We start from the raw sequence: 26,999 nt of genomic DNA, 5'->3' as shown, positions 1-26,999 counted from the left end.
GGCAACGAAGACACCGCCGGCACCGGCACCCCCGGCGCCATGGACATCAGGCTCGAACTCGTCGGCGTGCCCGTCACGGACGTCGACCGGGCCAAGGCCTTCTACGAGCGCGTCGGGTTCCACGCGGACCACGACGTGACCGTCGGCGACGGGATCCGCTTCGTGCAGATGACCCCGCCCGGCTCGGCCTGTTCGATCGCCTTCGGGGAGGGGATCACCCGGATGGCCCCGGGCTCCCTGGACAACATGCAGGTCGTCGTCGAGGACATCGAGCGCGCCCACGCCGAACTCACCGCGCGCGGCGTCGAGGTGGGGGAGATCGACGACCTGCCGTGGGGGTCGTTCGTGTACTTCGCGGACCCGGACGGCAACCGCTGGGCGGTCCAGCAGACGACGCCCCGGGACCGCTGAGCCTCACTTGCGGTTGTACAGCCGCATCGTCACCGCGCCGAAGACGGCCACGAAGAGCACCGACCAGCCGAGCGACCAGGCGATGTCCGCGGCGGGCCACTCGCCGGCCATCAACTCCCGCACCGCCGTCGCCAGATGGGTCACCGGACTGTTGTTCACGAAGGCCTGGAGCCAGCCCGGCATGGTCTTCGGGTCGACGAAGACGTTGGAGAGGAAGGTCAGCGGGAAGATCACCATCATGCTGACGCCCATGACGGACTTCTCGCTGCGCAGCAGCAGGCCGAACATGGTCCAGATCCACGAGAACGAGAACGAGAAGACCAGCAGCAGCGCCACCCCGAGCAGCACGCCCGCGATCCCGCCGTCGGGGCGGTAGCCGATGACGAGGCCGACCGTCAGCATCACGGCGGAGGCGATCAGATAGCGCACGACGTCGCCGAGGAGATAGCCGACCATCGGCGCCGGCCGCCAGATCGGCAGGGTGCGGAAGCGGTCGAAGACGCCCTTCTCGATGTCGGTGTTGACCGAGACCCCGGTGTACATCGTGATCATCACGACCGACATCACGAGGATGCCGGGCAGCAGGAACTGGATGTACGCCGAGACCGAGCCGGCCAGCGCGCCCCCGAAGAGGTACGTGTACATCAGCACCATCATGATCGGGAACGCCGTCACGTCGAACAGCTGCTCCGGCACGTGCTTGATCTTCAGCATCGCCCGCCAGCCGAAGGTGAGCGACGCGGAGAGCGCGCCGGGGCGGGGCGGGCGGCTCTGCCCGACGAGCAGGGCGGCGAGCTCGTCGGAGCGGGGCGCGGCGAGGTCCGCACCCGTCGCCGTACCGGTGTCGGTGTCGGTGGACGTGGCGGAGCTCATGCGGCCGGTCCCTTCCGGTCGGTGAGGGCGAGGAAGACCTCGTCCAGGCTCGGCTGGCCGAGGGCGAAGTCGTCGACGGTGATCCCGGCGCGGGCCAGCTCGGCCAGCGCGCGGGCGGCCTGTTCGGCGGCGCCGAGTTCGGTGCCGTGGCCGTTGACGGTGGCGGTGAGCGCGACCGGGTCGGGGTCGAACTGGACCTCGGAGTGCAGGGCCGCCGTGAGCACCCGTCCGGCCTCCGTCCGCTGCTGCGGGTCCCGGAGGCGCACGTGCACGGAGCCCGCGCCCACCGACGCCTTCAGCTCGCCCTTGGTGCCCTCCGCGATCACCCTGCCGTGGTCGATGACGGCGATCCGGGAGGCGAGCTGGTCGGCCTCGTCGAGGTACTGGGTGGTGAGCAGGACGGTCGTGCCCTGGTCGACGACGGCCCGCACGATGTCCCAGACCTGGTTGCGGCTGCGGGGGTCGAGGCCGGTGGTCGGCTCGTCGAGGAAGAGCAGGTCGGGGGTGTTGAGGATGGACGCGGCGATGTCGATGCGGCGCCGCATGCCGCCCGAGTAGTTCTTGACCTGCCGGCCGGCGGCCTCCGCGAGGCCGAAGGCGCCGAGCAGCTGCGCGGCCCGGTCCCGGGCCGCGGGGCGGCCGTGGCCGAGGAGGCGGGCGAGGAGGACGAGGTTCTCGGTGCCGGTGAGGTCCTCGTCGACGGAGGCGTACTGCCCGGTGAGGCTGACCCTGCCGCGTACGGTGTCGGCCTCCGCGACGACGTCGTGGCCGAACACCCGGGCGCTGCCCCCGTCCGGGCGGAGCAGGGTGGCGAGCATCTTCACGGCGGTGGTCTTGCCGGCGCCGTTGGGCCCGAGCAGTCCGTAGACGGTGCCGGCCGGCACGCGCAGGTCGACGCCGTCGACGGCCCGGTTTCCCCCGAAGGCCTTCACGAGCCCCTCGGTCTCCACGGCGAAGCCGTCGCTCATCCCGGTGCCTCCTCCTCCGGCCGTCCGGCGGACACCCCTCCAGTCTCCTGCGGGCCGGCCGGCGACGCAGCCCGGCGGGGGGCGGAGGCCGGCCGGGACCGGCGCCGCGCGGACGCGGAGGGCGGGACCGCTCAGTACGGCGCGGGGCGGCCGGCCGCGTCCTCGTGCGTGTAGAAGAGGTAGAACGCGCCCGCTCCCACGCCGATCCCCATCAGCAGCCCGATCATGCTCGCCGAGAGCACGCTCGCGCCGGAGAGGCTGTAGAGGAAGCCGGTCGCGCCGCCCGCGAGCGCGCCCCAGGCCACGGCGCGCAGCTCGCGCGGCAGCACGTGCCCGTGGGTGCGCAGCGCCCACACGCCGCCGGCGAGGAGGAGCGCGGAGACGAGGCCGAGCCAGAGCTGGCCCCAGGTGAGCGCCCCGCCGTGCCGCGAGACGGTCGCGGCGTAGAGGCCGTAGAGGACGCCGATCAGGACGGGCAGGACGGCGCCGTGCGTCTCCGGCGCGCGCCGGGCGGGTACGGCTGCGTGTGCGGCCATGGCAGGAGCTCCTTCGGGTCGCCCCCCTGCTGCTGCACCCTCCAGGGCACACCCGCCGGGGGCGCCCCGCAAGTGGATCAGCGGCGGGCGGCGACCTCACCCGTTCGGCGCAGCCAGAAGGCCGGAATCGTACGGTTGATCCCACGATGGGGCCATGAGCCAGAACAGCACGCCCCCGCGTCCCGACGCCGCCCCCCGACCGCACAGGTCGGCCACCTCGGAGGCCTGGGCCTCCGGCGGGACCCTCTTCGCCGGTGTCCTCATGCTGGTCACCGGCATCATGGACGTCTTCCAGGGCATCGCCGGGATCGCCGAGGACGACGTCTACACCCGCGTCGGCGACTACGTCTTCAAGTTCGACCTCACCACCTGGGGCTGGATCCACCTGATCATCGGCATCCTCGTCGCGATCGCCGGTTTCGGGATCCTCAAGGGCGCCGAGTGGGGCCGGGTCGCCGGCATCTGCCTGGCGTCCCTCAACCTCCTGGCCCAGTTCCTCTTCCTGCCGTACCAGCCGTGGTGGGCGCTCTTCTCGATGGCCATCTCGGTCTTCGTGATCTGGGCGCTGGCCACGGACGACGCGTACGGCCCGGGCGAACGGCTCTGACGTGGCCCCACGCCCCGGCCGCCGGGCGCGCCCCGGCACCCGGCCCCGCGCACGGCTCCGGCGCACCGCCGGGGCCGTGCTGCTCGCCCTCGCCGCCACCGGCGCGGCGACCGGCTGCGACGCGGCGAAGGAGGCCGCGGGGGACCTCGTCTCCTCGGCGACCGCCGCCGTCGCCTCGGCCGCGCAGCAGAAGATGGACGAGATCAAGGACGGCGCGAACGCGACCGACGAGGTGACCGCCGGCGCGGCCTCCGCCGACGGGGACCGCACGGTCGCCACGGTCACGGCGGCCAACCCCGAGGCCTCGCCCGCCGACTACACGGTCATGGTCGTCTTCCGGGACGACGGCGGGAACCTCCTCGACACCGTCGTCCTGACCATCGACTCCGTCCCCGCCGGAGCCTCCAAGTCCGGTACGGCGCGCAGCAATCGGACCCTGGAGGGCGGGACGACCGCGGAGATCGCGCGGGCCCTGCGACACTGAGGGGGTGGACCGAGCACCCGCCGCCGCGACCGACGACGCCCCGGACACGGCGACCGCCCCGACCCCGCCCGCGCCCGTGCGGCCCCGGCCCCCGGCCCGCGCGGCCGCGTGGGCCGGCGGGGCGCTCCTGGTCGTCCCGGCGGCCGTCGCCGGCTGCCGGGCGCTGGACGCCGACGGCGTCACGCCCTTCCCCCAGCTCCTCTCCTTCCTGCCCTGGCTGACCGTCCCCGCCGGGCTCGGCCTGCTCCTTGCGGCCGCCGCCCGGCGCCGGGTCCTCGCCTTCCTCGCGGTGCTCGTCCTGCTCGGCACCGCGTGGGCGTCGCTGCCGCACACCCCCTCGGCCGCCGTCGTCCACGGCGCGCCGGTGGCCCGGATCCGGGTCATCGCCTCGAACGTCGAGTTCGGGCAGGGCACCGGCTCCCTCATCGACCTCGCGCTGCGGGAGAGACCCCAGCTCCTGTACGTCTCCGAGTGCGACCCGGCCTGCGGGCGGGCCCTCTCCGCCGCGCTGTCCGGGCGGCTGCCGCACCGGGTGTCGGTCGACGCGGAGGGCTCGTCGGGGTCGGTGATCCTCAGCGCCTACCCGCTGCGCGACCGGTCCGCCGTGCCCGCCGCCATGGGGATGCCGGGCGCGACCGCGGAGATCGCCGGCCGGCCGGTACGGCTCCAGCTCGCGCACCCACTGCCGCCCCTCCCCGGCCAGGTGGGGCTCTGGAAGAGCGAGCTGGCCCGGCTGCGGGCGGCGGTCGACGCCCGGCCCGCCCGCGAGACCCTGCTCCTGGCCGGCGACTTCAACGCCTCCCAGGACCACGCCGCCTTCCGGGCCTTCTCCTCCGGCCGGCTCCTCCTCGACGCGGCCCGCACCACCGGCTCGTCCCGCACCCCGACCTGGCCGGCCGAGGGCCCGCTGCCGCCGTACGTCCAGATCGACCACGTCCTCACCACCCCGGACCTCACCGCCGTCGCCACCCGCTTCCTCCCGGTCCCCGGCAGCGACCACCGGGCCGTCCTGGTCGACCTCGACCTGCACGACGGGCGCTGATCGGCGACGCTGGGAGCATGGACAACGAGCAGATCCTCGATGACATCGGCACGCTCGTGGAGGAGGAGCGCGCACTGCGCCGCCGCACCGGCGGCCTCCTCCCCGAGGAGCGCGAGCGCCTCGCGGAGCTGGAGGTCCGCCTCGACCAGTGCTGGGACCTGCTGCGGCAGCGCCGGGCCAAGTCCGAGTTCGGCGAGGACCCCGACACCGCGGCCCTCCGCCCGGCCGCCGAGGTCGAGTCCTACCGCAACTGACCCCGCCGCCACCGGCCGACCGCCGGCCCCCGGACCGCCACCGCCCCGCGCCCGCCGCCGGGACCGGCGGCGGACGGCCGCGTAAGTTGGGGGACATGGCTCGTGGACGTGGCGGGAACGGTCGGCTTGCTCCTCCCGCGTGGCTGACCGCGGGGCTCCGGCCCGCACCCGCGCCCGTCCCGTGGGCCGCCGTCGTCCGCGCGTCCCTCGCCCTGTCGCTGCCCCTCGCGGCCGGCCTCGCCCTGGACCGCCCCGCCGAGGGCGCGCTCGTCTCCATGGGCGCCCTCTCCGGCGTCATCGGCGACACCGCCGACGCGTACCGGATGAGGATCTTCAACATCGCCGTCCCGCAGCTCTTCGGCGCGCTCGGCGTCACGCTCGGCACCCTCGTCTTCGGCCACGGCTGGCTCGCCGTGGCGACGCTGACGCTCGTCGCGCTCGTCTCCGGGATGATCTCCTCGATCGGCGCGGTCGCCTCCGCCTCCGGCCTCCTCCTGCTCCTCAACGCCGTCGTCGGCGCGGGCCTGCCGATGCCGGACCCGTGGTGGAAGGCGCCGGTGCTGCTGGGCCTGGGCGGCCTCGTGGTCCTCGCCCTGACGCTCCTCGGCTGGCCGCTGCGCCGGGTCGCGCCGGAACGGGCCGCGGTCGCCGCCACCTACCGCACGGTCGCCGAGCTGTACGAGGCGGCGGGCTCGGACACGTACCAGGAGAAGCGGCACGCGGTGACCGCCTCGCTCAACCAGTCCTACGACCTGCTCCTGGCCCGCCGCGCCCGCCAGCACGGCCGCACCTCCACCTCGGCCCGGCTCGTCGCCCAGCTCAACGTGCTGGTCCCGCTGCTGGAGGCGGCCCCCGCCGCCGACCTGCGGGCCCGGCGCCACGGGCCGCCGCCCCCGGCCGTGGCCGCCGCCGTCCGGGACCTCGCGGACGCGGTCGAGACCGGGCGGACGGAGGAGCGTCCCGCCCTCGACCTCCCGCCGTCCGCCCTCCCCTCCGAGAAGGCCGTCGAACACGCCCTGCGGCACGCCGCCACCGTCGTCCACGAGGCCGAGCCCGGCCCCTCCACGAGGTCTTCGGCCGGGGGGCGCCCCCACGCGGACGACTACCTCGGCCGCCCCGCCCCGCTCTCCGTCCGCGCCCGCCGCGCCGCCCGCACGATGCTGCTCTCCGCGCCGTCGTGGCGGTACGGGCTGCGCCTGGCGCTCTGCATCGGCCTCGCGCAGGCCCTGGTCTCGCTGATCCCCGTGCCCCGCTCCTACTGGGTGGCGCTCACCGTCACCTTCGTGATGAAGCCGGACTTCGGCTCGGTCTTCTCCCGCGCCGTGCTGCGCGCCGTCGGCACCTGCCTGGGGCTCGTCTCCGCCGCGCTGGTCCTCGCCGAAGTGCCCCGGGGCTGGTGGGACGTGCCCGTGATGATGGTGCTCGCCGCGCTCATCCCGGCCTTCTCGGCGAAGGGCTACGCCTTCCAGACCGCGGCCATCACCCCCGTCATCCTGCTGCTCTCCGACGCCCTCAACCGCCAGGGCTTCGACCTCGTCCTGCCCCGCCTGTACGACTCCCTCATCGGCTGCGCCATCGCGCTGGTCGCCGGCTACCTGCTGTGGCCGGAGTCCTGGCACAGCCGGATCGGCGACCGGCTGGCCGACGCGGTCGCGGACACCGCGGCCTACGTGGACCGCGCCTTCGGCGACCCTGCAGACGCGGGCCGGCTGCGGGCCCGCCGCAAGCTGTACCGGGACCTGTCGGCGGTCCGCTCCGAGTTCCAGCGGGCCCTCACCGAACCGCCGCCGACCGGCACCCGGGCCGCCGCCTGGTGGCCGCTGGCCATCGCCGTCGAGCGGATCGTGGACGCCACGACCGCCGCCCGCATCCGCGTCGCGCACGGCGCCCCGCCGCCGGACCCGGCGGAGGTGACGGCCGTGGCGCGGGAGCTGCGCGAACTCGCCGAGGGACTGCGCGGCACCGACACCCTGTTCGCGGTCCGCACGGAACTGCCCGGCGACGACGAGGGCGTCCTCGCGCCGGTCCGCCAGGAGGTGCGCGCGGCCCGCTCCATCGCCGGGCCCGAGCTGCGATAAACCCCTTCCGGGACGGTACGGGGGGCAGGAAGGAGCACTTACCGGCGGTCACGGAACGGAACCCTCCTGCCACCGTTACCGGATCCCACCGGGACGACTACGATGCGCTCGACCGCCCCGCCGTGATCCGCGCCCGCGCCCGTGCCCGCGACCGTCCAGGCCGCCAACCGGCTCGCCGACCGGGCCACTTCACCCTGCCCGCCCGTCCCGCCCCACCCGTCCCACCCCCCGTCGTCCGGAACCCCCCACACCCGCTCCCAGGACTCCGAGGACACCGTCATGCGCACGACCACCAGCAGAGGGCTCCAGCCCAATGTCCTCGGCACCTTCGACACGATCGTGATGGCCGTCGCCGGCAGCGCCCCCGCCTACTCGCTGGCCGCCACCACCGCCGTGCTCTTCGGGGCGGTCGGACTGGCCGGGCCGGCCGCGCTGCTCTACTGCGCGATACCGATGTTCGGCATCGTCCTCGCCTACGCCCGGCTCGGCCGGATCGACGTCAACGCGGGCGCCGGCTACTCGTGGGTGGGCCGGACCCTCCACCCCTTCCTGGGCTTCCTGTCCGGCTGGGCGCTGGTCTTCGCCGCCACCGTGTTCATGGTGGCGGGCTCGCTGCCGGCCGGGTCGCTCACCCTCACCCTGATCGACCCGGACCTCGCCGCCTCCACCCCGCTGGCCACCGCCGTCGGCGCCTGCTGGTTCCTGCTGATGCTCGGCGTCGTCCTGGGCGGCGCCCGGCTCACCGTACGGGCCCAACTCCTCATGTCCGGCGTCGAGATGGCGATCCTGCTGGCCTTCGTGCTGGCGGCGGTGGCGCACCGGGGCCAGGCGGTCGCCTTCGACTGGTCCTGGTTCGGCCTCGGGCACTTCCACGGCCCCGAGGGCTTCGCCGCAGGCGCGCTGATCGCCGCGTTCTACTACTGGGGCTGGGACGTCACCAGCAACCTCAGCGAGGAGACCCGGAACAGCCGGCGGACCGCCGGGCTCGCCGCGCTGGTCGGCGTCGGCTTCGTCTTCCTCCTCTTCGTGGCCTTCACCGTCGCGGTGAACGTGCTGCTGCCCGGCGACCGGATCCTGTCCGCCGGGCCCAACGTGCTCGCCGTCCTCGGCGAGGAGATCTGGCCCGGCGTCGGCGGGAAACTGCTGGTCGTCGCCGTGATCCTGTCCACGGTCGCGACCCTGGAGACCACCCTGCTCCAGGTGACCCGCTCGCTCTTCGCGATGGGCCGGGACAGGACACTGCCGGCCGCCCTCGGCCTCGTCCACCGCCGCTGGAACACCCCGTGGGTCGCGGTCGCCGCCGTCGGCGCCGCCGCGCTCGTCCTCTTCGCAGGCGCGGCCGCCGCGGGCTCCGTCCAGCGGATCCTGCGGGACGCGGTCTCCGCGATCGGCCTCCAGATCGCGTTCTACTACGGCCTGGCCGGCATCGCCGCCGTCGTCGCGTACAAGTCCCTGCTGCTGCGCTCCGCGCGGAACCTGCTGCTGGGCGGGGTGTGGCCGCTGCTCGGCTCCGCGTTCATGCTGTGGGCCTTCGTCGAGTCCCTCGGCGAGCTGTCCACCACCGCCCTCGCCATCGGCCTCGGCGGCCTCGCCGCCGGCCTCGTCCCGATGGCCGTGTACTGGCGCAGGGGCAGCGACTACTACCGCCCGGCCCGCCTGGACGCCCGCCGCGCGCTCGCCGCCGCCGGAGAGGCGGCCCCGGACGCCCCGGGCTCCCGCCTGCGGGACAAGAGCTACGCCACGGACTTCTGACACCCCGCGTCCCACCGACGCACCGACGCACCGACCGGAGCACGACCGAAGGAGGTCACCCATGGGCGTACGCCGACGCGCCCTCAGGCGGTCCCGCGGGGAGCGGTTCACGCCCGACTTCGACCCGGACTTCGGTGACCGCGCGCTGACGGAGGCCCGTCACGACATCGTGATCGGCCGCTGGCAGGGCGTGCGGGACCTGCTCGCCGCCACCGGCGACGACTGGGCCCGCCGCACCCACCGCGTCCGGCTGCTCTCGCACGCCGCCGCCGGCAGCTCCACCGTCGAGACCTGGCGGGCCGCCGAACCGCGCAGCGCGGACGCGGCGGTGCTGCGGGCCGCGACCGAGGTGGTCCGGGTCTTCGACGCGGCCATCGCCGCCGGCCGGGGCGCGGCCGTCGACCGCTCCCGGATCGACTCGGCCGTGGACGCCTGCCGCGACGCGGCGGACGCGGCGCCCGCCGACCCGATGCCGTGGGTCTCGCTGCTGTCGGTGGCGCGGCTGTACGAGGGCGGCGTACCGCGCCGCGAACTGCGGTACTGGTTCGACGAGCTGCGCCGCCGCGACCCGTACAACACCGAGGGGCACGTGCAGGTGCTCCGCTACCTCTCGGCCCGCTGGCACGGCACCCACGGCTCCATGTACGACTTCGCCCGCGACGCCGCAGGAGTCGCCCCGCCCGGCTCCGCGCTGCCGGTCCTGGTGCAGGTGGCGCGGGTGGAGGAGTACCGCTACATCGCGGACGGGGCGCTGGGACGCGGCCCGGTGCGCGGCTTCGACCAGCACTGGAAGCACGAGCTGGCGGTGACCGAGCTGCGGCGCACCCACGACCGCTGGATCGGCGGGCGGGACCCGGCGCGGCCGATCGCCCCGGAGGAGGTCGGCGACCTCAACTTCCTCGCGCACGCCGCCTGCTACGCGGGCCAGGTGGAGCTGGCGCGGGAGCTGATGGGGCTGCTGGGCACGCGGGCGGCGTGGGTCCCGTGGGCGTACACGGGCGACCCGGAGGACCAGTTCACGCGCTTCCGGGAGGGCCTGGGGGCCGGCTGACCGCCGGGCCCTCCCGGGGCGCGGGCGTCAGACGCCGATGTCGCCGCCGTCGGTGCGCCACACCGCGACGACGGACGGCCGGACGATCTTGCCGGGTCCGTCGGGCCAGACCGAGGCCGGGTTCTCGACGGAGGCGCCGTCGAGCTCGCCCGGGTGCTGCACGGCGACCAGGACGCGGCGGTCCTGGATGACCGGGCCGCAGGTCTCGGCGCCCCTGGGGACGGTGAGGAACTGCTTCAGCTCACCGCGGCGCTCGCCGTGCACGGCCACGCCGAAGAGGCCGTCGTGCGAGCCGAGCTGGTTGCCGTCGGTGGAGATCCACAGGTTGCCGTGCGGGTCGAAGGCCACGTTGTCCGGGCAGGAGATCGGGGAGACCCGGTCCTTCGGGTAGCCCGCGAAGTAGGTGGCCGGGTCGTCCGGGTCGCCGGCGACGAGGAAGAGGCGCCAGGCGAAGCCGTCGGAGGACGGGTCGTCCCAGTGCTCGGCGAGCTCCAGGACCTGCCCGTGCTTGTTGAGGTTGCGCGGGTTGGCCTCGTCGGCGCCGGGGTTGGTGCCCTTGCCGCGGTTGCTGTTGTTCGTCAGGGCGACGTAGACGCGGCCGGTGCGCGGCGACGGCTCGACGTCCTCGGGGCGGTCCATCTTCGTCGCGCCGGCCTTGTCGCCGGCGAGGCGCGTGAAGACGAAGACCTCCTCGGCGGTCATCCCGGGCACGTGCGAGACGGCGCCCTCGGGCCCGGCCGTGGCCAGCGGGATCCAGACGCCGGAACCGTCGAACTCGCCGTCGTTCGGGAGCTTGCCGGTGCCGTCGACCTCGGCGGCCGGGGAGTCGCCGGTCAGCTTGGCGACGTACAGCGTGCCCTCGTCGAGCAGGGTGAGGTTGTGGGCCCGCGCCTTGCGCGACTCCCCCTTCATCATCCGCTTCGACGAGACGAACTTGTAGAAGTAGTCGAACCGCTCGTCGTCTCCCATGTAGACGACCGGACGCCCGTCGGCGGTGAGGCGCGGCTGCGCGGCCTCGTGCTTGAAGCGGCCGAGCGCGGTGCGCTTGCGGGGCGTGGACTCCGGGTCGTACGGGTCGAGCTCGACGACCCAGCCGAAGCGGTGCACCTCGTTCGGCTCCTGCGCGAGGTCGAAGCGCTTGTCGAACCGCTCCCACTTGCGCTCGGAGGCGCCGGTGCCGACGCCGTACCGCTTGTCCGTGGCGGACGAGCCGTTGGCGAAGTACTGGTTGAAGTTCTCCTCGCCGTGGAGCGTGGTGCCCCACGGGGTGGTGCCGCCGGCGCAGTTGTTGAGCGTGCCGAGGACGGTGCGGCCGGCCGGGTCGGCGGAGGTCCGCACGAGCGCGGACCCGGCGGCCGGTCCGGTCAGCTCGAACGCGCTGGTGGTGTGCAGGCGCCGGTTGAGCGGGTGGCGCCGGACCGGCGTCAGCCTGCCGCTGCGCCGCTCCTCCTGCACCACCACGACGGAGAGGCCGTGCGCGGCCCAGGCGACCTCGACCTGCTCGCGGGTCGGGTTCGCGGCGTCGTAGCCGCGGAACATCAGCACTTCGTCGGTGTACTCGTGGTTGGCGACGAGCACCTGGCGGTCGCGCTCCCCGCGCAGCGGCAGCAGGGAGAGGAAGTCGTTGTTGTACCCGAACTGCCCGGCCTGCGCCTCGGCGGTCTGGTTCTCGGAGTCGAAGGCGGGCGCGCCGCGGAGGATCGGCTCGCCCCACCGGATGACGACGTTCTGCCCGTACCCGGACGGCACGGTGACCTGGTCGGCGGTGTTCGGCGCGACGGGCGCGAAGCGGAGGCCGCGGGCCCCGTCGGCGGCCGGCTGCCCGTGCCCGTGTCCGTGTCCGTGCCCTGGGTGCGCCTCGGCGGCGGGCGCGCCGCCGAGCACCACCGAGCCGCCGGCGGCGGAGGCGACGGTCACGACGGCGGCGGCGCGGAGCGCGGAGCGGCGGGACAGCGCCCCGGCGATGACGTCGCCCGCGTACTCGTTGTCGCTGGTGTTGGGCACCTCCTGGAAGCAGGCGTCACCGCACCGGAACCGGCAGGTGAGGGCGGAACGACCGCCTCCGTGCGGGTTCGTGCCGATCAGCGGCAGCAGCTTGCGCACTGGGTCCTCCTCCGGCGCAGCACTGCGCCGACATGGTGTCGGGAATCCGTTCGGCCGTGACGGTATGTGCGCACATCTGCACGGGGGCGGCGGCGGAATGAACGCCCGATGAATGCGCGGCAACCGTGACCGACCGGGTCCCGGGAAGCGGAAGACGCGGCCGCTAACCTTACGTGTCCGCCCTGGCCAGGGATGAAGGACGCATACCGCATCCAACTCATGCGAAAGGGTTCGCCCATGGGTATTCGGAGCTTGCTGCGCAAGGTGTTCGGCCGCGACCGCGAAGATCCCGCGACCCCCTCCGTCCCTCCCCAGTCCCGCGACCCCCACACGCCGGACACCACCCCCGCCCCCGCCGAGCCCCGGCCCACCGAGCCCGAACCCACGGCCTCCGCCGAGGTGGCCGAGGCCCCCGCGCCCGCCGAGGCCCCCGAGGCGGCGGCCCGCAAGGCGGCGGACGACCTGGTGGCCGCCGCCTTCGACAACCCCCAGATCCCGAAGGCCCGCAAGGCGGAGCCGGTGGAGACGGCGGAGTCCGTGGACGCGGCGCAGTCGGCTGACGCGGTGAAGCCGGTGGAGTCGGCGGATGCCGGGGTGGATGCGGAGCCGAAGCCGGAAGCGGAGGCAAAGCCGGAGGCGGAGCCGAAGCCGGAAGCGGAGGTGACGGCCGGGAAGCCGGCGCCCGCCGCCGCCGACGTGGAGGCTGAGCCGGAGGCCGACGCACCGTCGGCCCCGACAAGCGAGGCGAACGCGGACCCGGTCCCGGCCGCCGAGCCGGAGGCAGAGGCGGAAGCCGTCGCGGACACCGAGGCGGCGACCGCCGCCGAGGCCGCGGACACGGCGGACGCGGAGGCCATCGCCACGACGGCCGTGCCGAGCGCCGACGCGGAGGCGAAGCCGGAGGCCGACGCGCAGTCGGCCCCGGCGGACGAGGCGGACGCGGAGGCCACCCCGGCCACCGAGCCGGAAGCCGGGGCGGCCACTCCGGAGGCAGCGGCCGACGTGACGCCGACGGACGCCGACACCGTCGAGGCGGCGGACGCGGAGGCAACCGAGCCGGAGGCGAAGCCGGAAGCCGAGGCGACGGACGCTCCCGCCGCCCCGGAGGTGGCGGAGCCCGCGGCCGACACCGACACCGACACCGAGTCGACCATCGCCGCCGAGACGGACACGACGGCGGACGTGACGGCGGACGTGACGGCGGGTGCCGACGCGGAGACGACGGCGGATGCCGCCACGGACGCCGACACCTCCGCGGTGGCGGAGCCGGAGGTGGCCAAGGAGGCCGAGACGCCCGAGGCGGCCGCCGACGCGGACGCGGCGTCCGCAGCCGACGCGGACACCGCCCCGGCGGCGCGGCCGGAGGCCGAGGCACCCGCCGAGGTCGAGGCCGAGCCGGTCACCGTCGCCGAGCCGACGCAGCCGGAGGCCGAGGCGGCCGCCGACGCGGACACCGCCCCGGCGGCGCAGCCGGAAACCCAGGCCCCTGCCGAGCCCGAGGCACCCGCCGAGGCCGAGCCGCTCGCCGAGGCCGAGCCGCTCGCCGCGCAGGCGGAGACGGAGGCGCAGGCGGAGGCCCCCGCCGCCGAGACGGCCCCCGCCGCGGCCGGCGGCACCGCCGGCGCCCGCGTCGACCTCCCGCCGCACCTCCGGGAGGCGTACGACGCCGCCGGAAGCGTGCTGGGGGAGGCGGGGCTCGCCGGGGCCCGGGCGCGGGTGTACCTGGTCGTGGACCGGTCCGGGTCGATGCGCGGGTACTTCAAGGACGGGTCCGTGCAGCGTCTCGCCGAGCAGGCGGTCGCGCTCGCGGCGCACCTGGACGAGGACGCCACGGTGACGACCGTGTTCTTCTCGACCGACGTCGACGGGGTCGTCGACCTGACCCCCGCCGGCCTCACCCCCACCCGCGTGGACGAGGTCAACGCCGGTCTCGGCCGTCTCGGCCGGACGAACTACCACCGTGCCGTCGAGGAGGTGCTGGCCCACCACGAGAAGGCGGACCCGGCCCGCCCGGCGCTGGTGATCTTCCAGACGGACGGCGCGCCCGAGTCCCGTACCGCCGCGACGCAGGCCCTGGCGGAGGCGGCCGGCCGCCCCGTGCACTGGCGCTTCACGGCCTGGGGCGAGGAGGACGGCAAGGCCTTCGACTACCTGCGGAAGCTCACCGCGGACCGTACGGCGACCCACTTCGCGGGCCCGGCGCCGGCCGGCACCCCGCACGCGGAGTTCTACCGGGGCGTCCTCGCCGGTCTGACTCTCTGAGCACCCGGCCGGCACCCCGCCGGCCCCCCGCTGAACCCCTCGCTCCGCCCCCTGCTTATCGATGTGAGTGGATCTTGTCGGGCCCGTTAGGATTTCGACCATGGCGGCCACTGGATCCGAGAAGCAGGGGGCGAAGGCGTTCTACGTCACGACCCCCATTTACTACGTCAACGACGCTCCTCACCTGGGCCACGCCTACACGACCGTCGCAGGCGACGTGCTCACGCGCTGGCACCGTCAGCGCGGCGAGAAGGTGTGGTACCTCACCGGCACGGACGAGCACGGTCAGAAGATCATGCGCACGGCCGAGGCGAACGACGTCACGCCCCAGGCCTGGTGCGACAAGCTCGTCGAGGAGGCCTGGAAGCCCCTCTGGGAGCACCTGAACATCGCGAACGACGACTTCATCCGCACCACGCAGAAGCGTCACACGGACCGCGTCCAGGAGTTCGTGCAGGACCTGTACGACAAGGGCGAGATCTACAAGGGCGGCTACGAGGGCCCGTACTGCGTCGGCTGCGAGGAGTTCAAGCTCCCGGGCGACCTCATCGAGGCGGAGGACGGCACCAAGCTCTGCTCCGTCCACAAGAAGCCGGTGGAGATCCTCAAGGAGGAGAACTACTTCTTCAAGCTGAGCGAGTACGGCCCGAAGCTGCTCGACTTCTACGAGGCGAACCCGGGCTTCATCCAGCCGGAGTCCGCCCGCAACGAGGTCCTGAACTTCGTGAAGCAGGGCCTGGACGACCTCTCCATCTCGCGCTCGACCTTCGACTGGGGCATCCCGGTGCCGTGGGACAAGGAGCACGTGATCTATGTCTGGATCGACGCTCTCCTGAACTACGCGACGGCGGTCGGCTACAACGAGAACCCGGAGAAGTTCGAGGAGACCTTCCCGGCGAACGTCCACCTCATCGGCAAGGACATCCTCCGCTTCCACGCGGTGATCTGGCCGGCGATGCTGATGGCGCAGGGCCTCCCGGTCCCCGGCAGGGTCGCGGCCAACGGCTGGCTGATGGTCGGCGGCGAGAAGATGTCGAAGTCGAACCTGACCGGCATCAAGCCGCAGGACCTGACCTCGCACTTCGGCGTGGACGCGTACCGCTGGTACTTCCTGCGGGCCATCGCCTTCGGCCAGGACGGCTCGTTCTCGTGGGAGGACTTCTCCGCCCGCTACACCTCCGAGCTGGCCAACGACTACGGCAACCTCGCCTCCCGCGTGGCGGCGATGGTCGGCAAGTACTTCGGCGGCGAGCTGCCGGCCTCCGCGGCCGACGGCGACGCCGAGAAGGCGGTCCAGGAGGGCCTGGCGAAGGCGGTCGCGACGGCCGACGCCAAGATCGGCGAGGAGCTGGACTTCCAGGCCGGCATCCTCGCGGTCTTCGACTTCGTGAAGCAGGTCAACGGCTACATCACGGAGCAGGAGCCGTGGAAGGTCGCGAAGGACGAGTCGGAGGCGGGCCGCGCCCGCCTGGCGACGATCCTGTACACGGCCGCCGAGTCCCTCCGCGCCGCCGCCGTCCTGCTGAACCCGGTCATGCCGGAGTCGTCCCAGAAGCTGTGGGACTCCCTCGGCGCCGAGCCGTCCCTGGGCGCCCTGGCCGACCAGCGGGTCCAGGACGCGGCCCGCTGGGGCCGGCTCCCGGCCGGCGCGACGGTCACGAAGGGCGCGGTCCTCTTCCCGCGCCTGGAGGACCCGAAGAAGGACTGACGTCCGCGCGTACGCGGTGAAGGCCGCCGTCCCGGTGTCGACCCGGGACGGCGGCCTTCGCCGTCCTCACATCAGGGCGAGCGCGGCCGCGGCAGGCGCCATGTACACCAGCGGGAAGGCCACGTGCCCGTACGCCTTCGCCCGTACGACGGTGATCACCGCGCCCGCGAAGTACAGCACCACCCCGGTCGCCGCCAGCACCCCGATCACCGGCACCCAGAACCCCACGACGAGCCCCGCCGCCCCGGCCAGCTTCAGCAGCCCCAGCCCGTTCCACCACGTCCGCGGCACCCCGTACGCGGCCAGCGGCCCGACGACGAACGCCGCGCGGAGCAGCACGGCGGCCCCGGAGAACCCGGCCATGAACGCGGCGACGGCGGTGACGACGGTGGCGGTGGTGGTCATCGTGACTCCTCGGGCTGCGGCCCTCGAAAGGGGCCGTACACCCCTCTGACGGAGCCCGCCCCGTCGGTGTGACGGCCTCGGCGCGGCCGGCTCAGCCGTCGGCGCCGGTGTGGGTGCGGGTGTGGGGGGCGGACGGGTCGCCCCCCGGGGTGGAGGTGGCGACGGCGCCGTCCGCGATCCGGCCCTCCCCGTACTTCAGCGCCTGTCGCCTGTCCGACCGGATCCCGGTGGACCGGGATCCGGTCGGACAGGCGGCAAGAAACCAAAGAACCGGGGGAAAGAACTCCCACCCACCCACCCCTGCGGCCGCGTGGGAGCGCGGTCACTCAGGCGAGTGAATATGCCAAATACACCCGCTCCGAGGCAGGTTGGGCGCCCTACGCTCGGCGGCAACACTCAACCGGCGCAGAAATGCGTCGGCCCCCGCCGGGAGTGCCTTCCCAGTGCGAGGGCCTACCAAGCAGGAAGAAGCAACTTCCCGATGGATGCCTCCCACCGTAGTCGTCGTGTGCCCGTCACGTCTCGCCCCCACGCCAAGAAGCACTCTTCCCGGGGGACTTCTCGCGGAGTGGTTCACGAGACCACCCGCCACACCCGCGACTTCACCGTCATCGGCAACCGCCTCCTCCAGAACCCGGACATCGGCGGCGTGGCGATCGCGGTCGGCTGCCACATGATGTCCGTCGCGGAGGGGACCTCCGTGACCATCAGGTGCCTCGCCGACCGCCTCGGCTTCAGCCGGCAGAAGGTCGCGGACGCCCTCCACGTCCTGGAGGAGCACGGCTACCTGAGCCGCACCGTGATCCGCACCGCGAACGGCCGCCTGATCACCCGCACGGTCGTCCACCACAGCCCCGTAGCCCCCGCCCCGGACCGCCCCCTGTCCCGGCGCCCCGCCGCGAGCCCCACCCCGGAACTCCCCCCGGACCCCGCCCCGTCCCCCGCACCGGAGCAGGCCCCCGCACCGGCCCCCACGCCCGCACAGACGCCTCCGGCCACACCCACCCCGCCGTCTCCGCCCGCCACCGCCCCGGCTCCCCAGCCCGCTCCGCCCGCCACCGCCCCGGCTCCCCAGCCCGCTCCGCCCGCCACCGCCCCGGCTTCCCCGCCCGCCGACGCCCCAGCCACCACCCCCGCCCCCGCCGCCGTCCGCCCCCTCCCGCCCGTCCCCCGCCCCGGCTTCCCCGCCCAGGAACTCCTCCGCGCCGCCCTCCTCGTCCTGATCGACCTGCGCACCGCCGACCGCCGCCTGTACGTCTCCGAGGCCGACGCCCGGCACCTCGCCCCCGGCGTGGCGGCCTGGCTGGAGCGCGGGGTCCCGCCGGAGACCGTCCGGCACGCCCTGACGTCCGGTCTGCCCGACGTCCCCATCCGCCGCCCCGCCGCCTTCCTGGCCCACCGCCTGACCGCCCACCTCCCCCCGGCACCCCCGCTCGGCGCCCCGCTCACGGCGGCCCGGCCGGTCCACCCCCTCCTGCACTGCGAGGTCTGCGACACCTGCTTCCGGGCCCCGCACCCGACCCCCTGCCCCGCCTGCGGCAACCCCGCCCCCGTACCGTCCGCGTACACACCCCCCACCACCCGCTGACCGCCTTATGGCCGGACAATTCGTTGCTGGCGAAAACCCCGACGTGACACCATTCCTGCGTGAAGGACAAGGGGGAGAGCGCTGCCGGACCTCAGCAGCGCTCCAGAATCACCGACTTGACAGACTCTGCACCATCCATTCCGGGTGATCGGATCGCTGCGGAACAGCGGCCGATCGACGCGATGACAGCGGCACGGCGCCAATTTGCCCGTTTGCTCGGCGAATTCCGGCGGACGGCGGTCCTGGTGCCCCTCGACGAGCACGGCAGTCCCTGGACGGCCGACTTCCAGGGGGTCCGGTGGATCTACGCGTTCTCGGACGAGCAGGCGCTCGCCCGGTTCGCCGAGGCACGTGGAGAGGCCGGCCGCGAGTGGCCGTACCGGGCGGTCCTCGGTGCGCGGCTGCTCGACGCGATGGTCCCGCTGCTGCCCGGTCCGGGCGGAGTCGCCCTCGACGCGGGCAGCACCGGCGGAACGCTGTTCCCACCAGTGGCCGGGATCGTCCCGGACGCGGTGGCGGTCGATCGGCAGGAAACAGGCGAGTTGGGGGAGATGGGGAGCGATGAGCGGGAACGAACCTGATCTGGTGGCGCCTCCGGAGGCGCTCGCGGCGATAGCGAAGGGCATCGACCTGGCGCATGCGGAGCTGAAGGAGCTCGGCATGATCGGGTCGGCGACGATGGGGCGGGGTTTCTCCGATCTCGCCCTGACCGGGCTCGAGTTGGGGCACCCGGGGCTCGCCTCCGTGCTGGAGACGTTCTGCGAGCGGTGGGAGTGGGGCGTCCGCGGTCTGACGCTGCGGGGAAACGCCTTCGCCCAGGGGGTCGGCCTGTCGGCGGGCTCGTTCGCCGAGCAGGATCGTTACGTCAAGGACACGATCAAGATCGGCGTGAACTCCCTCAACGGCAACCCGCACCTCTCCGAGGACGAGGTCAAGCAGATGCGCTGGGACACCATCCGCGACCAGCTGCCGTGGGACGACCCGGACTGGAGCGGTGAGTCCTTCAGCACCGCCCATGAAGAGGTCAAGCAGACCTGGAAGAACACCGGTTACGACGTCCTCGACTCGCAGCTGGACCAGGCGCAGCACACCGGCCTCATCGACGAGCCGCTCCGGGACTACCTCGACGAACGGGCGAAGAAGACCTTCGACCCCGACCGGGCGACGATCGAACAGGCCGAGGAACCGCGGTGGGGGGAGAACCGCTGATGGTCGACATACGGGGGTGGGGCGACAAGATCGCCGACGGCTGGGACCGTACGCTCGACAAGGGCGGCGAGCTGCTCGGCGAGGGCGTCGACTACGTCACCGACAAGGCCGGCCAGGCGCTCGACAAGGTCGGTGCGGAGGACTGGGCGGACGCCGTAGAGGACTGGGGCGACGAGACCGCCTCGTCGCTCGGCGCGCAGGTCGGCGAGCAGCAGCTCGGGCAGACCGAGCAGGCGGACGAGCTGATCCACGGCAAACCGGCCGAGATCGCCGCGACGGTGAAGAACCTGCGGGACTTCCAGCGGGCGTTCGACCTGGTCGGGGCCGGGATGCGGAGGCTGGACTCCGCCCAGTGGAAGGGCGAGGCGGCCGACGCGTTCCGGGCGAGGTTCCAGACGCTCCCCACCGACTGGCTGCAGGCCGCGGACGCCATGGAGAACGCGGCCAAGGCGCTGGAGACCTACGCGCGGGCGGTCGTCGGAGCGCAGTCCAGGGCGAGCGAGGCCATCGCCCTGTACAAGGAGGGCGACCAGGACTCCAAGAAGGCCGTCGACAGCTACAACCAGAAGGTCGACGCCTACAACGCGGCCCGCGAGGGGGACAGTCCGCTGCCCCGGCCCGAGCCGTTCACCGACCCCGGCAAGGCCAAGCGGCAGCGGGCCCGGGACCTGCTGAACGACGCCCGGAAGGCCCGCAACGAGGCCGGGGAGACGGCGGCGGGCGCGGTCCGTGCCGCACTGGCCCACGCACCCCGGGCACCGACGGGCCTGGAGAAGGCCAAGCTGGACCTCCTCGACCTCGGCGCCGGCACGGGCGTCGAGCTGACGCACGTCGGCGGCGGCATCGTCAAGGGCTCGGCAGGCCTGATCAACTTCGTCCGCTCGCTCAACCCCGTCGACGCGTACAACGTGACCCACCCGGCCGAGTACTACAAGGGCGTCAACATGACGCTCGCCGGCCTGGTCTCCACCGTCGCCAACCCCGACCGGGCCCTGAAGAACGCCTGGGAGGGCTTCAAGGAGGACCCGTCGGAGGGCTTCGGCCGCCTCATCCCGGAGCTGCTCGGCACCAAGGGCACCGGACTCGCCCGCGGCGGCCTGCGCGCCGGCCTCGACGCCCAGCACCCGCCCGGCGGAAAGCCGGACGGCAAGCCCGGCAGCAGCCGCACCGACGCGGAGAAGGACCCGGCCGGCAACGGCAAGCAGTGCAGCGAGACCGTCTGCAAGCAGGACCCGATCGACATCGCGAACGGTCGCATGCTGCTGCCCCAGACCGACATCACCCTCCCCGGCTCCCTCCCCCTGGTCTTCCGGCGCACCTTCGACTCGTCCCGCCGCTCGGGCCGGTGGTTCGGCCCGACGTGGTCGAGCACCGTGGACCAGCGTCTGGAGATCGACTCCGAGGGCGTCGTCTTCAGCTGCGACGAAGGCAGCCTCCTCGCCTACCCCCACCCGGCACCCGGGGTCCCCGTCCTGCCCGCGCACGGCCGCGCGTGGCCGCTGGACCGGGTCCAGGACGGCTACACGATCACCGACCCCGTCAGCGGCCGGGTCCGGCACTTCACCGACCACGGGGACGACCTCGCGCTCCTGGCGCAGATCGACGACCGCAACGGCAACTGGATCGCCTTCGAGCACGACGAGGCCGGTGCCCCCGTCGCGATCGTCCACCACGGCGGCTACCACCTGAAGCTGACGACCGCCGAAGGCAGGGTCACCGCACTGCACCTGGCCGGTGCCGCGCATGACGGCGCCGACCAGGAGATCCTGCGCTACGGCTACACCGACGGGCACCTCACCGAGGTCACGAACTCCTCCGGCCGGCCCCTGCGCTTCGCATGCGACGAGCACGGCCGGATCACCGCGTGGACCGACACCAACGGCAGCCGCTTCGACTACGTCTACGACGACCAGGACCGCTGCACCTACCAGTGCGGCGCCGACGGTCACCTGGAGACCACCTTCACCTGGGACGGCATCGACCCGGCGACGGGACTCCGTACGACCACGCTGACCACCGGCAGCGGCCGCACCGAGCGCCACCTGATCAACGACCGGTCCCAGGTCGTCGCCGAGATCGATCCCCTGGGCGCGGTCACCCGCTTCACGTACGACCGGCGCAACCGGCTGCTGTCCCGCACGGACCCCCTGGGCCACACCGCCCGCACCGAGTACGACCGCGACGGCCGCCCCGTCCTGGCCGAGCGCCCGGACGGACGGCAGGTCCGGGTGGAGTACGACGGGAACGGGATGCCCACCCGTGTCACCGCGACCGACGGCACCACCACCCACCACACCTTCGACGCGCGCGGCAACCGCACGTCCGTGACCACCGCCTCCGGCGCCCGCACGGAATTCACGTACGACGCTGCAGGCCGCCTGACGTCGGTGACGGACCCGCTGGGGGCGACCACCAGCCTGGTGCTGGACGCCCGCGGCCTCCCGGTCGAGATCACCGGCCCCCTGGGAGCGACGACCCGCTACGAGCACGACGCCTTCGGCCGAACGGTCCGCGTCACGGACCCCCTCGGCGCGGTGACCCGCCTGGAGTGGACGGTGGAGGGCCGCCCGGCCCGCCGCGTGGCCCCCGACGGCACGGTGGAGGCGTGGACGTACGACGGCGAGGGCAACCTCCTGTCCCACACGGACGCGCTGGGCGCCACGACCCGCTTCACGTACACCGACTTCGACCTCCTGGCCTCGCGCACGGACCCGGACGGCGTCCGCCACGAGTTCACCCACGACACGGACCTGCGGCTGACACGGGTGACGAACCCGCTGGGCCTCACCTGGGAGTACGCCTACGACGCGGCGGGCCGGCAGGTGGCGGAGACGGACTTCGACGGGCGGACGCTGAGGTACGCGTACGACGCGGCGGGCCGGCTCTCCTCCCGGGTGAACGGCCTGGGGGAAACGGTTCGCTTCGAGCGCAACGCCCTGGGGCAGATCGTCCGCAAGGAGGTCGAGGGCGTCGGGACCACGACCTTCGAGTACGACATCTTCGACGAACTGGCGGCCGCGACCAGCCCGGACGCCCGTCTCGAACGCCTCCGTGACCGCCACGGTCGCCTCAAGTCCGAGACGGTCAACGGCCGCACGCTGACGTACGCGTACGACGCCCTGGGCCGGCGGGTGGGCCGGACGACCCCGTCGGGCGCGGTCAGCGAGTGGACGTACGACCCGGCGGGCCGCAGGACGAAACTGACCGCCTCGGGCCGCGAACTGACCTTCTCCTTCGACGAGCTGGGCCGGGAGGTCGACCGCACGATCGGCGGCTTCACCGCCCTGACGTCCTCGTACGACGAGATGGGCCGCCTGACGACTCAGGAGGTCGCCTCCCGAACCGGCATCCTCCAGCACCGCTCGTACGCCTACCGCGCGGACGGTGCCCTGACCGCCGTCACGGACGCCCTCTCCGGCACCCGCCGCTTCGACCTGGACGGCGCGGGCCGCGTCACGGCGGTACGGGCCGACCGCTGGACCGAGCGGTACGCCTACGACGAGGCCGGCAACCAGACGGAAGCGGACTGGCCGTCCGCCCACCCGTCCCACGCGGCGACGGGTCCACGGGCGTACGAGGGCAACCGCATCACCCGAGCGGGCGCCGTCCGCTACGAACACGACGCTCAGGGCCGCACCACCCTCCGCCGGAAGCCCCGTCTCTCCAGGAAGCCCGACACCTGGCGCTACGCGTGGGACCCGGAAGACCGTCTGACCTCCGTCACGACTCCGGACGGCACGGTCTGGCGCTACACGTACGACCCGCTCGGCCGCCGCATCGCGAAGCAATCGCCCCTGGAAACGGTCCATTTCACCTGGGACGGCACGACCCTCTGCGAGCAGACGACCGAGAACGTCGTCCTCACCTGGGACCACGCGGGCCTGCGCCCCCTCTCCCAGACGGAACGCCGCACGGACACCGACGACGACCGCTTCTTCGCCGTCGTCACCGACATCATCGGCACTCCGACGGAACTCGTCTCCGAATCCGGCGAACTGGCCTGGCGCACCCGCACCACCCTCTGGGGCACCACCACCTGGAACAAGACGGCCACCTCCTACACCCCCCTCCGCTTCCCGGGCCAGTACTTCGACCCCGAATCCGGCCTCCACTACAACTACTTCCGCTACTACGACCCGGAATCGGCCCACTACCTCACCCAGGACCCCCTGGGCCTCGCCCCGGCCCCGAACCCGGCGGCCTACGTCACCAATCCGCATGTCTGGGGCGACCCCCATGGACTCTCACCATGCCTCTTCCACAATCGAATGGAAGATGAGCTGCCAGGGGAACTGGCCGATGCCGAACGCCTCGGAGTAAAACCCCTGCGTGTCGGAGAAGACGGCTTCGATGAGGCCGTCAACGGAGGCACCATCAAGTGGGCGGTCACCGAGGACGGAGAACTTCTGATCATCCCCAAACACGTCCAGGGGACGGAACTGAAACATCCGGTGCTCACCGGCGGTGCACCTGTGCGCGCGGCAGGCGAAGCAGAAATCGCCGGAGGCGGAGGCCAATACTTCGGGATGGAAATCAACAATCAAAGTGGGCACTATTGGCCCTCTACGGAGAGTCTCACCATCGGCAAGGAGGCGTTCGAACGTGCGGGAATTCCCTTCCTCTGAGACTCCGCGCTCTCTGGAGGAGTGGGAGCAGCTCAGGGATCTGGCCGTCGGCCACATGCAGCGCCCCGACGAGAGCGTCGAATCCAGGCTCCGGTGGGCCCGCACCGCGCTCACCGCCGTGTCGGCGAAGGCCCGACTGGGCGACCACCGGCGGGCAGCCGCCGAGAACGTGGCCATCCGCGCCTACCTGATCAAAGAACTCGGAGAGGATTGCTCGGACCCGGACCGGAACCTCAGCTCCTTGTGCTCGGATGTCCTGAACGATCTGGAACTCTCACTGGACACAGCGGAAAGGCTGGCGGAGGAATGGCGCACGTTGCCCAGGGAGAGGATCCTTCAGCTGCGAAGGATCAAGAACACGCTGACACCGCTCCTTCTCCTCCAGGAGCACCTCAAGGACGGCGACCCCACGACTCAGCCCATCCGAGCGTGGCTGAGCCTCATACCGAAATTGCCGTGACCGTTCCCTTTACGCCGGGTTGGACCGACAGATATGACGAGCAGGTGGCGTTCCTGGCTTCCCCTCCGCCCGCCGTCGAGGTGATCCGCACCGTGCGGCTGGAGCTCGTGCCGCTGGAGGTCGGGCACGCCGAGGAGATGGCCGCGGTGCTGAACGATCCCGCGCTGCACGCGTTCATCGGGGGGTGAGCCGGAGAGCCCGGAGGAGCTGCGGGCGCGGTACGTGCGGTGGGAGGCGGGGGCGCCCGATCCCGGGACCGCCTGGTGCAACTGGGTGATCCGCGCCCGCGAGGAGGGGCGGCTCGTCGGGACCGTGCAGGCGACCGTCACCGGGGACGTGGCCGAGGTCGCCTGGGTCGTCGGGACCGCCTGGCAGGGGCGGGGGTACGCCTCCGAGGCCGCCCGGGCGCTCGTCGGGTGGCTGCGGGACCGGGGCCGTACCGTCGTCGCCCACGTGCATCCCGGGCACGCCGCCTCGGCCGCCGTCGCCCGCGCCGCCGGGCTCGTACCCACCGCGGAGGTCCACGACGGTGAGGTGCGGTGGGAGTCCGTCGCCCCCGCATGACGAAGGGCCCGGGATCCGTGGGTCAAGGATCCCGGGCCCTTCCTGCGAGGCGACTTACCGCGCCGCGTCCGGGTGGACCGACTCGCTCACCGGGCGGTCGTCCGTCTTCGGGGCGGACTTCTCGACCGGCTTGCGGAGCTGGATGTTCAGCTCGCGCAGGCGGGCCTCCTCCAGCTCGGTGGGGGCGCCCATCATGAGGTCCTGGGCGTTGCCGTTGAGCGGGAAGGCGATGGTCTCGCGGATGTTGGGCTCGTCGGCGAGGAGCATGACGATGCGGTCGACGCCGGGGGCGATGCCACCGTGCGGCGGGGCGCCGAACTGGAAGGCGCGGAGCATGCCGGCGAACTCGGTCTCGACGGTCTCGCGGCTGTAGCCGGCGATCTCGAAGGCCTTGAACATGATGTCGGGCTCGTGGTTCCGGATGGCGCCGGAGGAGAGCTCGATGCCGTTGCAGACGATGTCGTACTGCCAGCCGAGGACGTCCAGCGGGTCCTTGGTCTCCAGGGCCTCCAGGCCGCCCTGGGGCATGGAGAAGGGGTTGTGCGAGAAGTCGATCTTGCCGGTCTCCTCGTCCTTCTCGTACATCGGGAAGTCGACGATCCACGCGAAGCGGAAGACGTTCTCCTCGAACTGGCCGGCGCGCTTGGCGGCCTCGACCCGGACCGGGCCCATGATCTTGGAGACCTCGTCGAACTCGCCCGCGCCGAAGAAGACCGCGTGACCGGCCTCCAGGCCGAGGCGCTCGGTGAGGACCTTGACGTTCTCCTCGGTGAGGAACTTGGCGATCGGGCCGGTGAGGGCGCCGCCCTCGCCGACGCGGATCCAGGCCAGACCCTTCGCGCCGAGGGAGACGGCGAAGTCGCCGAGCTGGTCGAAGAACTTGCGGGGCTGGTCACCGGTGTTCGGGACGGCCAGGGCGCGCACGTGCCTGCCCGCGAAGGCCTTGAACTCCGAGGCCTCGAACACGTCGGAGATGTCGACGAGTTCGAGGTCGGTGCGCAGGTCCGGCTTGTCGTTGCCGTACTTGAGCATCGACTCGCGGAACGGGATCCGCGGGAAGGGGGAGGTGACGTGGCGGCCGCCGCCGAACTCCTCGAAGAGCTCCGTCATGAGCTTCTCGATCGGCTGGAAGACGTCCTCCTGCTCGACGAAGCTCATCTCGACGTCGAGCTGGTAGAACTCGCCGGGCGAGCGGTCGGCGCGGGCGTCCTCGTCGCGGAAGCAGGGCGCGATCTGGAAGTAGCGGTCGAAGCCCGAGATCATCAGCAGCTGCTTGAACTGCTGGGGGGCCTGCGGGAGCGCGTAGAACTTGCCCGGGTTGAGGCGGGACGGGACGACGAAGTCACGGGCGCCCTCGGGGGAGGTCGCGGTGAGGATCGGGGTCGCCATCTCGTTGAAGCCGAGGGCCACCATCTTGGAGCGGATGGAGGCGATGACGGCGGAGCGCAGCATGATGTTGCGGTGCATGCGCTCGCGGCGCAGGTCGAGGAAGCGGTACTCCAGGCGCCGCTCCTCGTTGACGCCGTCGTCGGCGTTGATGGTGAAGGGGATCTGCTTGGCGGCGCCCAGGACCTCGACCTCGGCGGCCTCGATCTCGATCTCGCCGGTGGCCAGCTCGGGGTTCACGTTGTCGGCGCCGCGCGAGACGACCTTGCCGTCGACGCGGACGACCGTCTCCTTGGTCAGCTTGTCGAGGACCTCGGCCGCCGGGGTGCCGGGGCGGGCGACGAGCTGCGTGATGCCGTAGTGGTCGCGCAGATCGATGAAGAGGATGCCGCCCAGGTCGCGCCGATTGTGCAGCCAGCCGCTCAGCCGGACGTCGGTGCCGACGTCAGAGGCGCGGAGCTCGCCGCAGGTGTGGGACCTGTACCGATGCATCGTCGTTCATCCAGTCTTCGGGATCGAAAGATTCGTAGCGGCCCCGGCGGGGCCAAGGCCATCCCAGCCTACCGGCCACCCCAAGATCGCGATTCGATTACCGTCGGTGGCGCCCGGTGGGGGCACGGTGGCGACCCGGTG

At 72.9% G+C, this 26,999-nt stretch carries 21 protein-coding genes and 1 pseudogene; 16 read left to right on the top strand and 6 right to left on the bottom strand.

What is annotated here, in order from left to right:
- The first annotated feature begins 39 nt into the window (after positions 1 to 39).
- Positions 40 to 411, top strand: coding sequence for a GNAT family N-acetyltransferase (locus tag ACFW6A_RS04555; protein ID WP_386481379.1), 372 nt, complete (start codon positions 40 to 42; stop codon positions 409 to 411).
- Between the two features lie 3 nt (positions 412 to 414).
- Here the strand turns inward: ACFW6A_RS04555 and ACFW6A_RS04550 are convergent, their stop codons facing one another.
- From ACFW6A_RS04550 to ACFW6A_RS04540, 3 genes are all read right to left on the bottom strand, one after another.
- Positions 415 to 1,284: an ABC transporter permease gene (locus ACFW6A_RS04550; protein ID WP_386638586.1), complete on the bottom strand. Its 870-nt coding sequence runs from the start codon at positions 1,282 to 1,284 to the stop codon at positions 415 to 417.
- On the bottom strand, positions 1,281 to 2,252 hold the full coding sequence (locus tag ACFW6A_RS04545; RefSeq protein WP_351849890.1) for an ATP-binding cassette domain-containing protein: 972 nt from the start codon (positions 2,250 to 2,252) through the stop codon (positions 1,281 to 1,283). Before ACFW6A_RS04545 ends, ACFW6A_RS04550 begins: the two co-directional genes overlap by 4 nt.
- Positions 2,253 to 2,383: 131 nt before the next feature.
- On the bottom strand, positions 2,384 to 2,788 hold the full coding sequence (locus ACFW6A_RS04540) for a hypothetical protein (protein ID WP_351849888.1): 405 nt from the start codon (positions 2,786 to 2,788) through the stop codon (positions 2,384 to 2,386).
- A gap of 154 nt (positions 2,789 to 2,942) precedes the next feature.
- On the opposite strand from ACFW6A_RS04540, the gene ACFW6A_RS04535 reads away from it, so the two are divergent.
- From ACFW6A_RS04535 to ACFW6A_RS04505, 7 genes are all read left to right on the top strand, one after another.
- Positions 2,943 to 3,395 carry a hypothetical protein gene (locus tag ACFW6A_RS04535; RefSeq protein ID WP_351849886.1) on the top strand — a complete coding sequence of 151 codons (453 nt, stop codon included), beginning with the start codon at positions 2,943 to 2,945 and terminating at the stop codon, positions 3,393 to 3,395.
- Position 3,396: 1 nt separating this feature from the next.
- The gene (locus tag ACFW6A_RS04530; RefSeq protein WP_351849884.1) at positions 3,397 to 3,879 is read left to right on the top strand and encodes a hypothetical protein; all 483 of its coding nucleotides are present in this window, start codon (positions 3,397 to 3,399) and stop codon (positions 3,877 to 3,879) included.
- A 4-nt stretch (positions 3,880 to 3,883) separates the two neighbouring features.
- Positions 3,884 to 4,921: an endonuclease/exonuclease/phosphatase family protein gene (locus ACFW6A_RS04525; RefSeq protein WP_351849882.1), complete on the top strand. Its 1,038-nt coding sequence runs from the start codon at positions 3,884 to 3,886 to the stop codon at positions 4,919 to 4,921.
- Between the two features lie 17 nt (positions 4,922 to 4,938).
- The gene (locus ACFW6A_RS04520) at positions 4,939 to 5,175 is read left to right on the top strand and encodes a DUF2630 family protein (protein ID WP_190223044.1); all 237 of its coding nucleotides are present in this window, start codon (positions 4,939 to 4,941) and stop codon (positions 5,173 to 5,175) included.
- Positions 5,176 to 5,270: 95 nt separating this feature from the next.
- Positions 5,271 to 7,253 carry an FUSC family protein gene (locus tag ACFW6A_RS04515; protein ID WP_351849878.1) on the top strand — a complete coding sequence of 661 codons (1,983 nt, stop codon included), beginning with the start codon at positions 5,271 to 5,273 and terminating at the stop codon, positions 7,251 to 7,253.
- A gap of 279 nt (positions 7,254 to 7,532) precedes the next feature.
- Positions 7,533 to 9,005 (top strand): APC family permease, encoded by a 1,473-nt coding sequence (locus ACFW6A_RS04510; RefSeq protein ID WP_351849877.1) that lies wholly within the window; start codon positions 7,533 to 7,535, stop codon positions 9,003 to 9,005.
- 61 nt (positions 9,006 to 9,066) lie between these two features.
- On the top strand, positions 9,067 to 10,056 hold the full coding sequence (locus tag ACFW6A_RS04505) for a hypothetical protein (RefSeq protein ID WP_351849875.1): 990 nt from the start codon (positions 9,067 to 9,069) through the stop codon (positions 10,054 to 10,056).
- Positions 10,057 to 10,083: 27 nt separating this feature from the next.
- Here the strand turns inward: ACFW6A_RS04505 and ACFW6A_RS04500 are convergent, their stop codons facing one another.
- Positions 10,084 to 12,159 (bottom strand): PhoX family protein, encoded by a 2,076-nt coding sequence (locus ACFW6A_RS04500; RefSeq protein WP_351849873.1) that lies wholly within the window; start codon positions 12,157 to 12,159, stop codon positions 10,084 to 10,086.
- Between the two features lie 237 nt (positions 12,160 to 12,396).
- On the opposite strand from ACFW6A_RS04500, the gene ACFW6A_RS04495 reads away from it, so the two are divergent.
- Together ACFW6A_RS04495 and metG are read left to right on the top strand one after the other, a co-directional pair.
- Positions 12,397 to 14,421, top strand: coding sequence for a VWA domain-containing protein (locus tag ACFW6A_RS04495; protein WP_386638579.1), 2,025 nt, complete (start codon positions 12,397 to 12,399; stop codon positions 14,419 to 14,421).
- Positions 14,422 to 14,521: 100 nt separating this feature from the next.
- A complete protein-coding gene (metG, locus tag ACFW6A_RS04490; RefSeq protein WP_351849869.1) occupies positions 14,522 to 16,129 on the top strand; it encodes a methionine--tRNA ligase in 1,608 nt (535 codons plus the stop codon).
- Between the two features lie 66 nt (positions 16,130 to 16,195).
- On the opposite strand, the gene ACFW6A_RS04485 is transcribed toward metG, so the two are convergent.
- Positions 16,196 to 16,534, bottom strand: coding sequence for a DoxX family protein (locus ACFW6A_RS04485; protein ID WP_386638575.1), 339 nt, complete (start codon positions 16,532 to 16,534; stop codon positions 16,196 to 16,198).
- Positions 16,535 to 17,102: 568 nt separating this feature from the next.
- Between ACFW6A_RS04485 and ACFW6A_RS04480 the strand changes: the two genes are divergently transcribed.
- From ACFW6A_RS04480 to ACFW6A_RS04455, 6 genes and pseudogenes are all read left to right on the top strand, one after another.
- Entirely contained in the window at positions 17,103 to 18,122 is a 1,020-nt protein-coding gene (locus ACFW6A_RS04480) for a hypothetical protein (protein WP_386638572.1), read from the top strand.
- A 59-nt stretch (positions 18,123 to 18,181) separates the two neighbouring features.
- Positions 18,182 to 18,703 carry an SseB family protein gene (locus ACFW6A_RS04475; RefSeq protein ID WP_386638570.1) on the top strand — a complete coding sequence of 174 codons (522 nt, stop codon included), beginning with the start codon at positions 18,182 to 18,184 and terminating at the stop codon, positions 18,701 to 18,703.
- Complete coding sequence (locus ACFW6A_RS04470; RefSeq protein WP_386483317.1) at positions 18,684 to 19,331, top strand: hypothetical protein; 648 nt, start codon at positions 18,684 to 18,686, stop codon at positions 19,329 to 19,331. Before ACFW6A_RS04475 ends, ACFW6A_RS04470 begins: the two co-directional genes overlap by 20 nt.
- Entirely contained in the window at positions 19,331 to 23,956 is a 4,626-nt protein-coding gene (locus ACFW6A_RS04465) for a putative T7SS-secreted protein (protein ID WP_386638567.1), read from the top strand. Before ACFW6A_RS04470 ends, ACFW6A_RS04465 begins: the two co-directional genes overlap by 1 nt.
- On the top strand, positions 23,934 to 24,416 hold the full coding sequence (locus ACFW6A_RS04460; RefSeq protein WP_351857193.1) for a hypothetical protein: 483 nt from the start codon (positions 23,934 to 23,936) through the stop codon (positions 24,414 to 24,416). The genes ACFW6A_RS04465 and ACFW6A_RS04460 overlap by 23 nt, the downstream gene beginning before the upstream one ends.
- A 53-nt stretch (positions 24,417 to 24,469) precedes the next feature.
- Positions 24,470 to 24,980 (top strand): annotated as a pseudogene (locus tag ACFW6A_RS04455) (GNAT family N-acetyltransferase).
- Between the two features lie 54 nt (positions 24,981 to 25,034).
- Here ACFW6A_RS04455 and aspS read toward each other — a convergent pair.
- The gene (aspS, locus tag ACFW6A_RS04450) at positions 25,035 to 26,858 is read right to left on the bottom strand and encodes an aspartate--tRNA ligase (protein WP_351844870.1); all 1,824 of its coding nucleotides are present in this window, start codon (positions 26,856 to 26,858) and stop codon (positions 25,035 to 25,037) included.
- Positions 26,859 to 26,999 lie beyond the last annotated feature (141 nt).

This window comes from Streptomyces sp. NPDC058758 (genome assembly GCF_042746075.1).
Taxonomy (GTDB): Bacteria; Actinomycetota; Actinomycetes; order Streptomycetales; family Streptomycetaceae; genus Streptomyces.
This window is presented reverse-complemented; position numbering and strand designations above follow the sequence as displayed.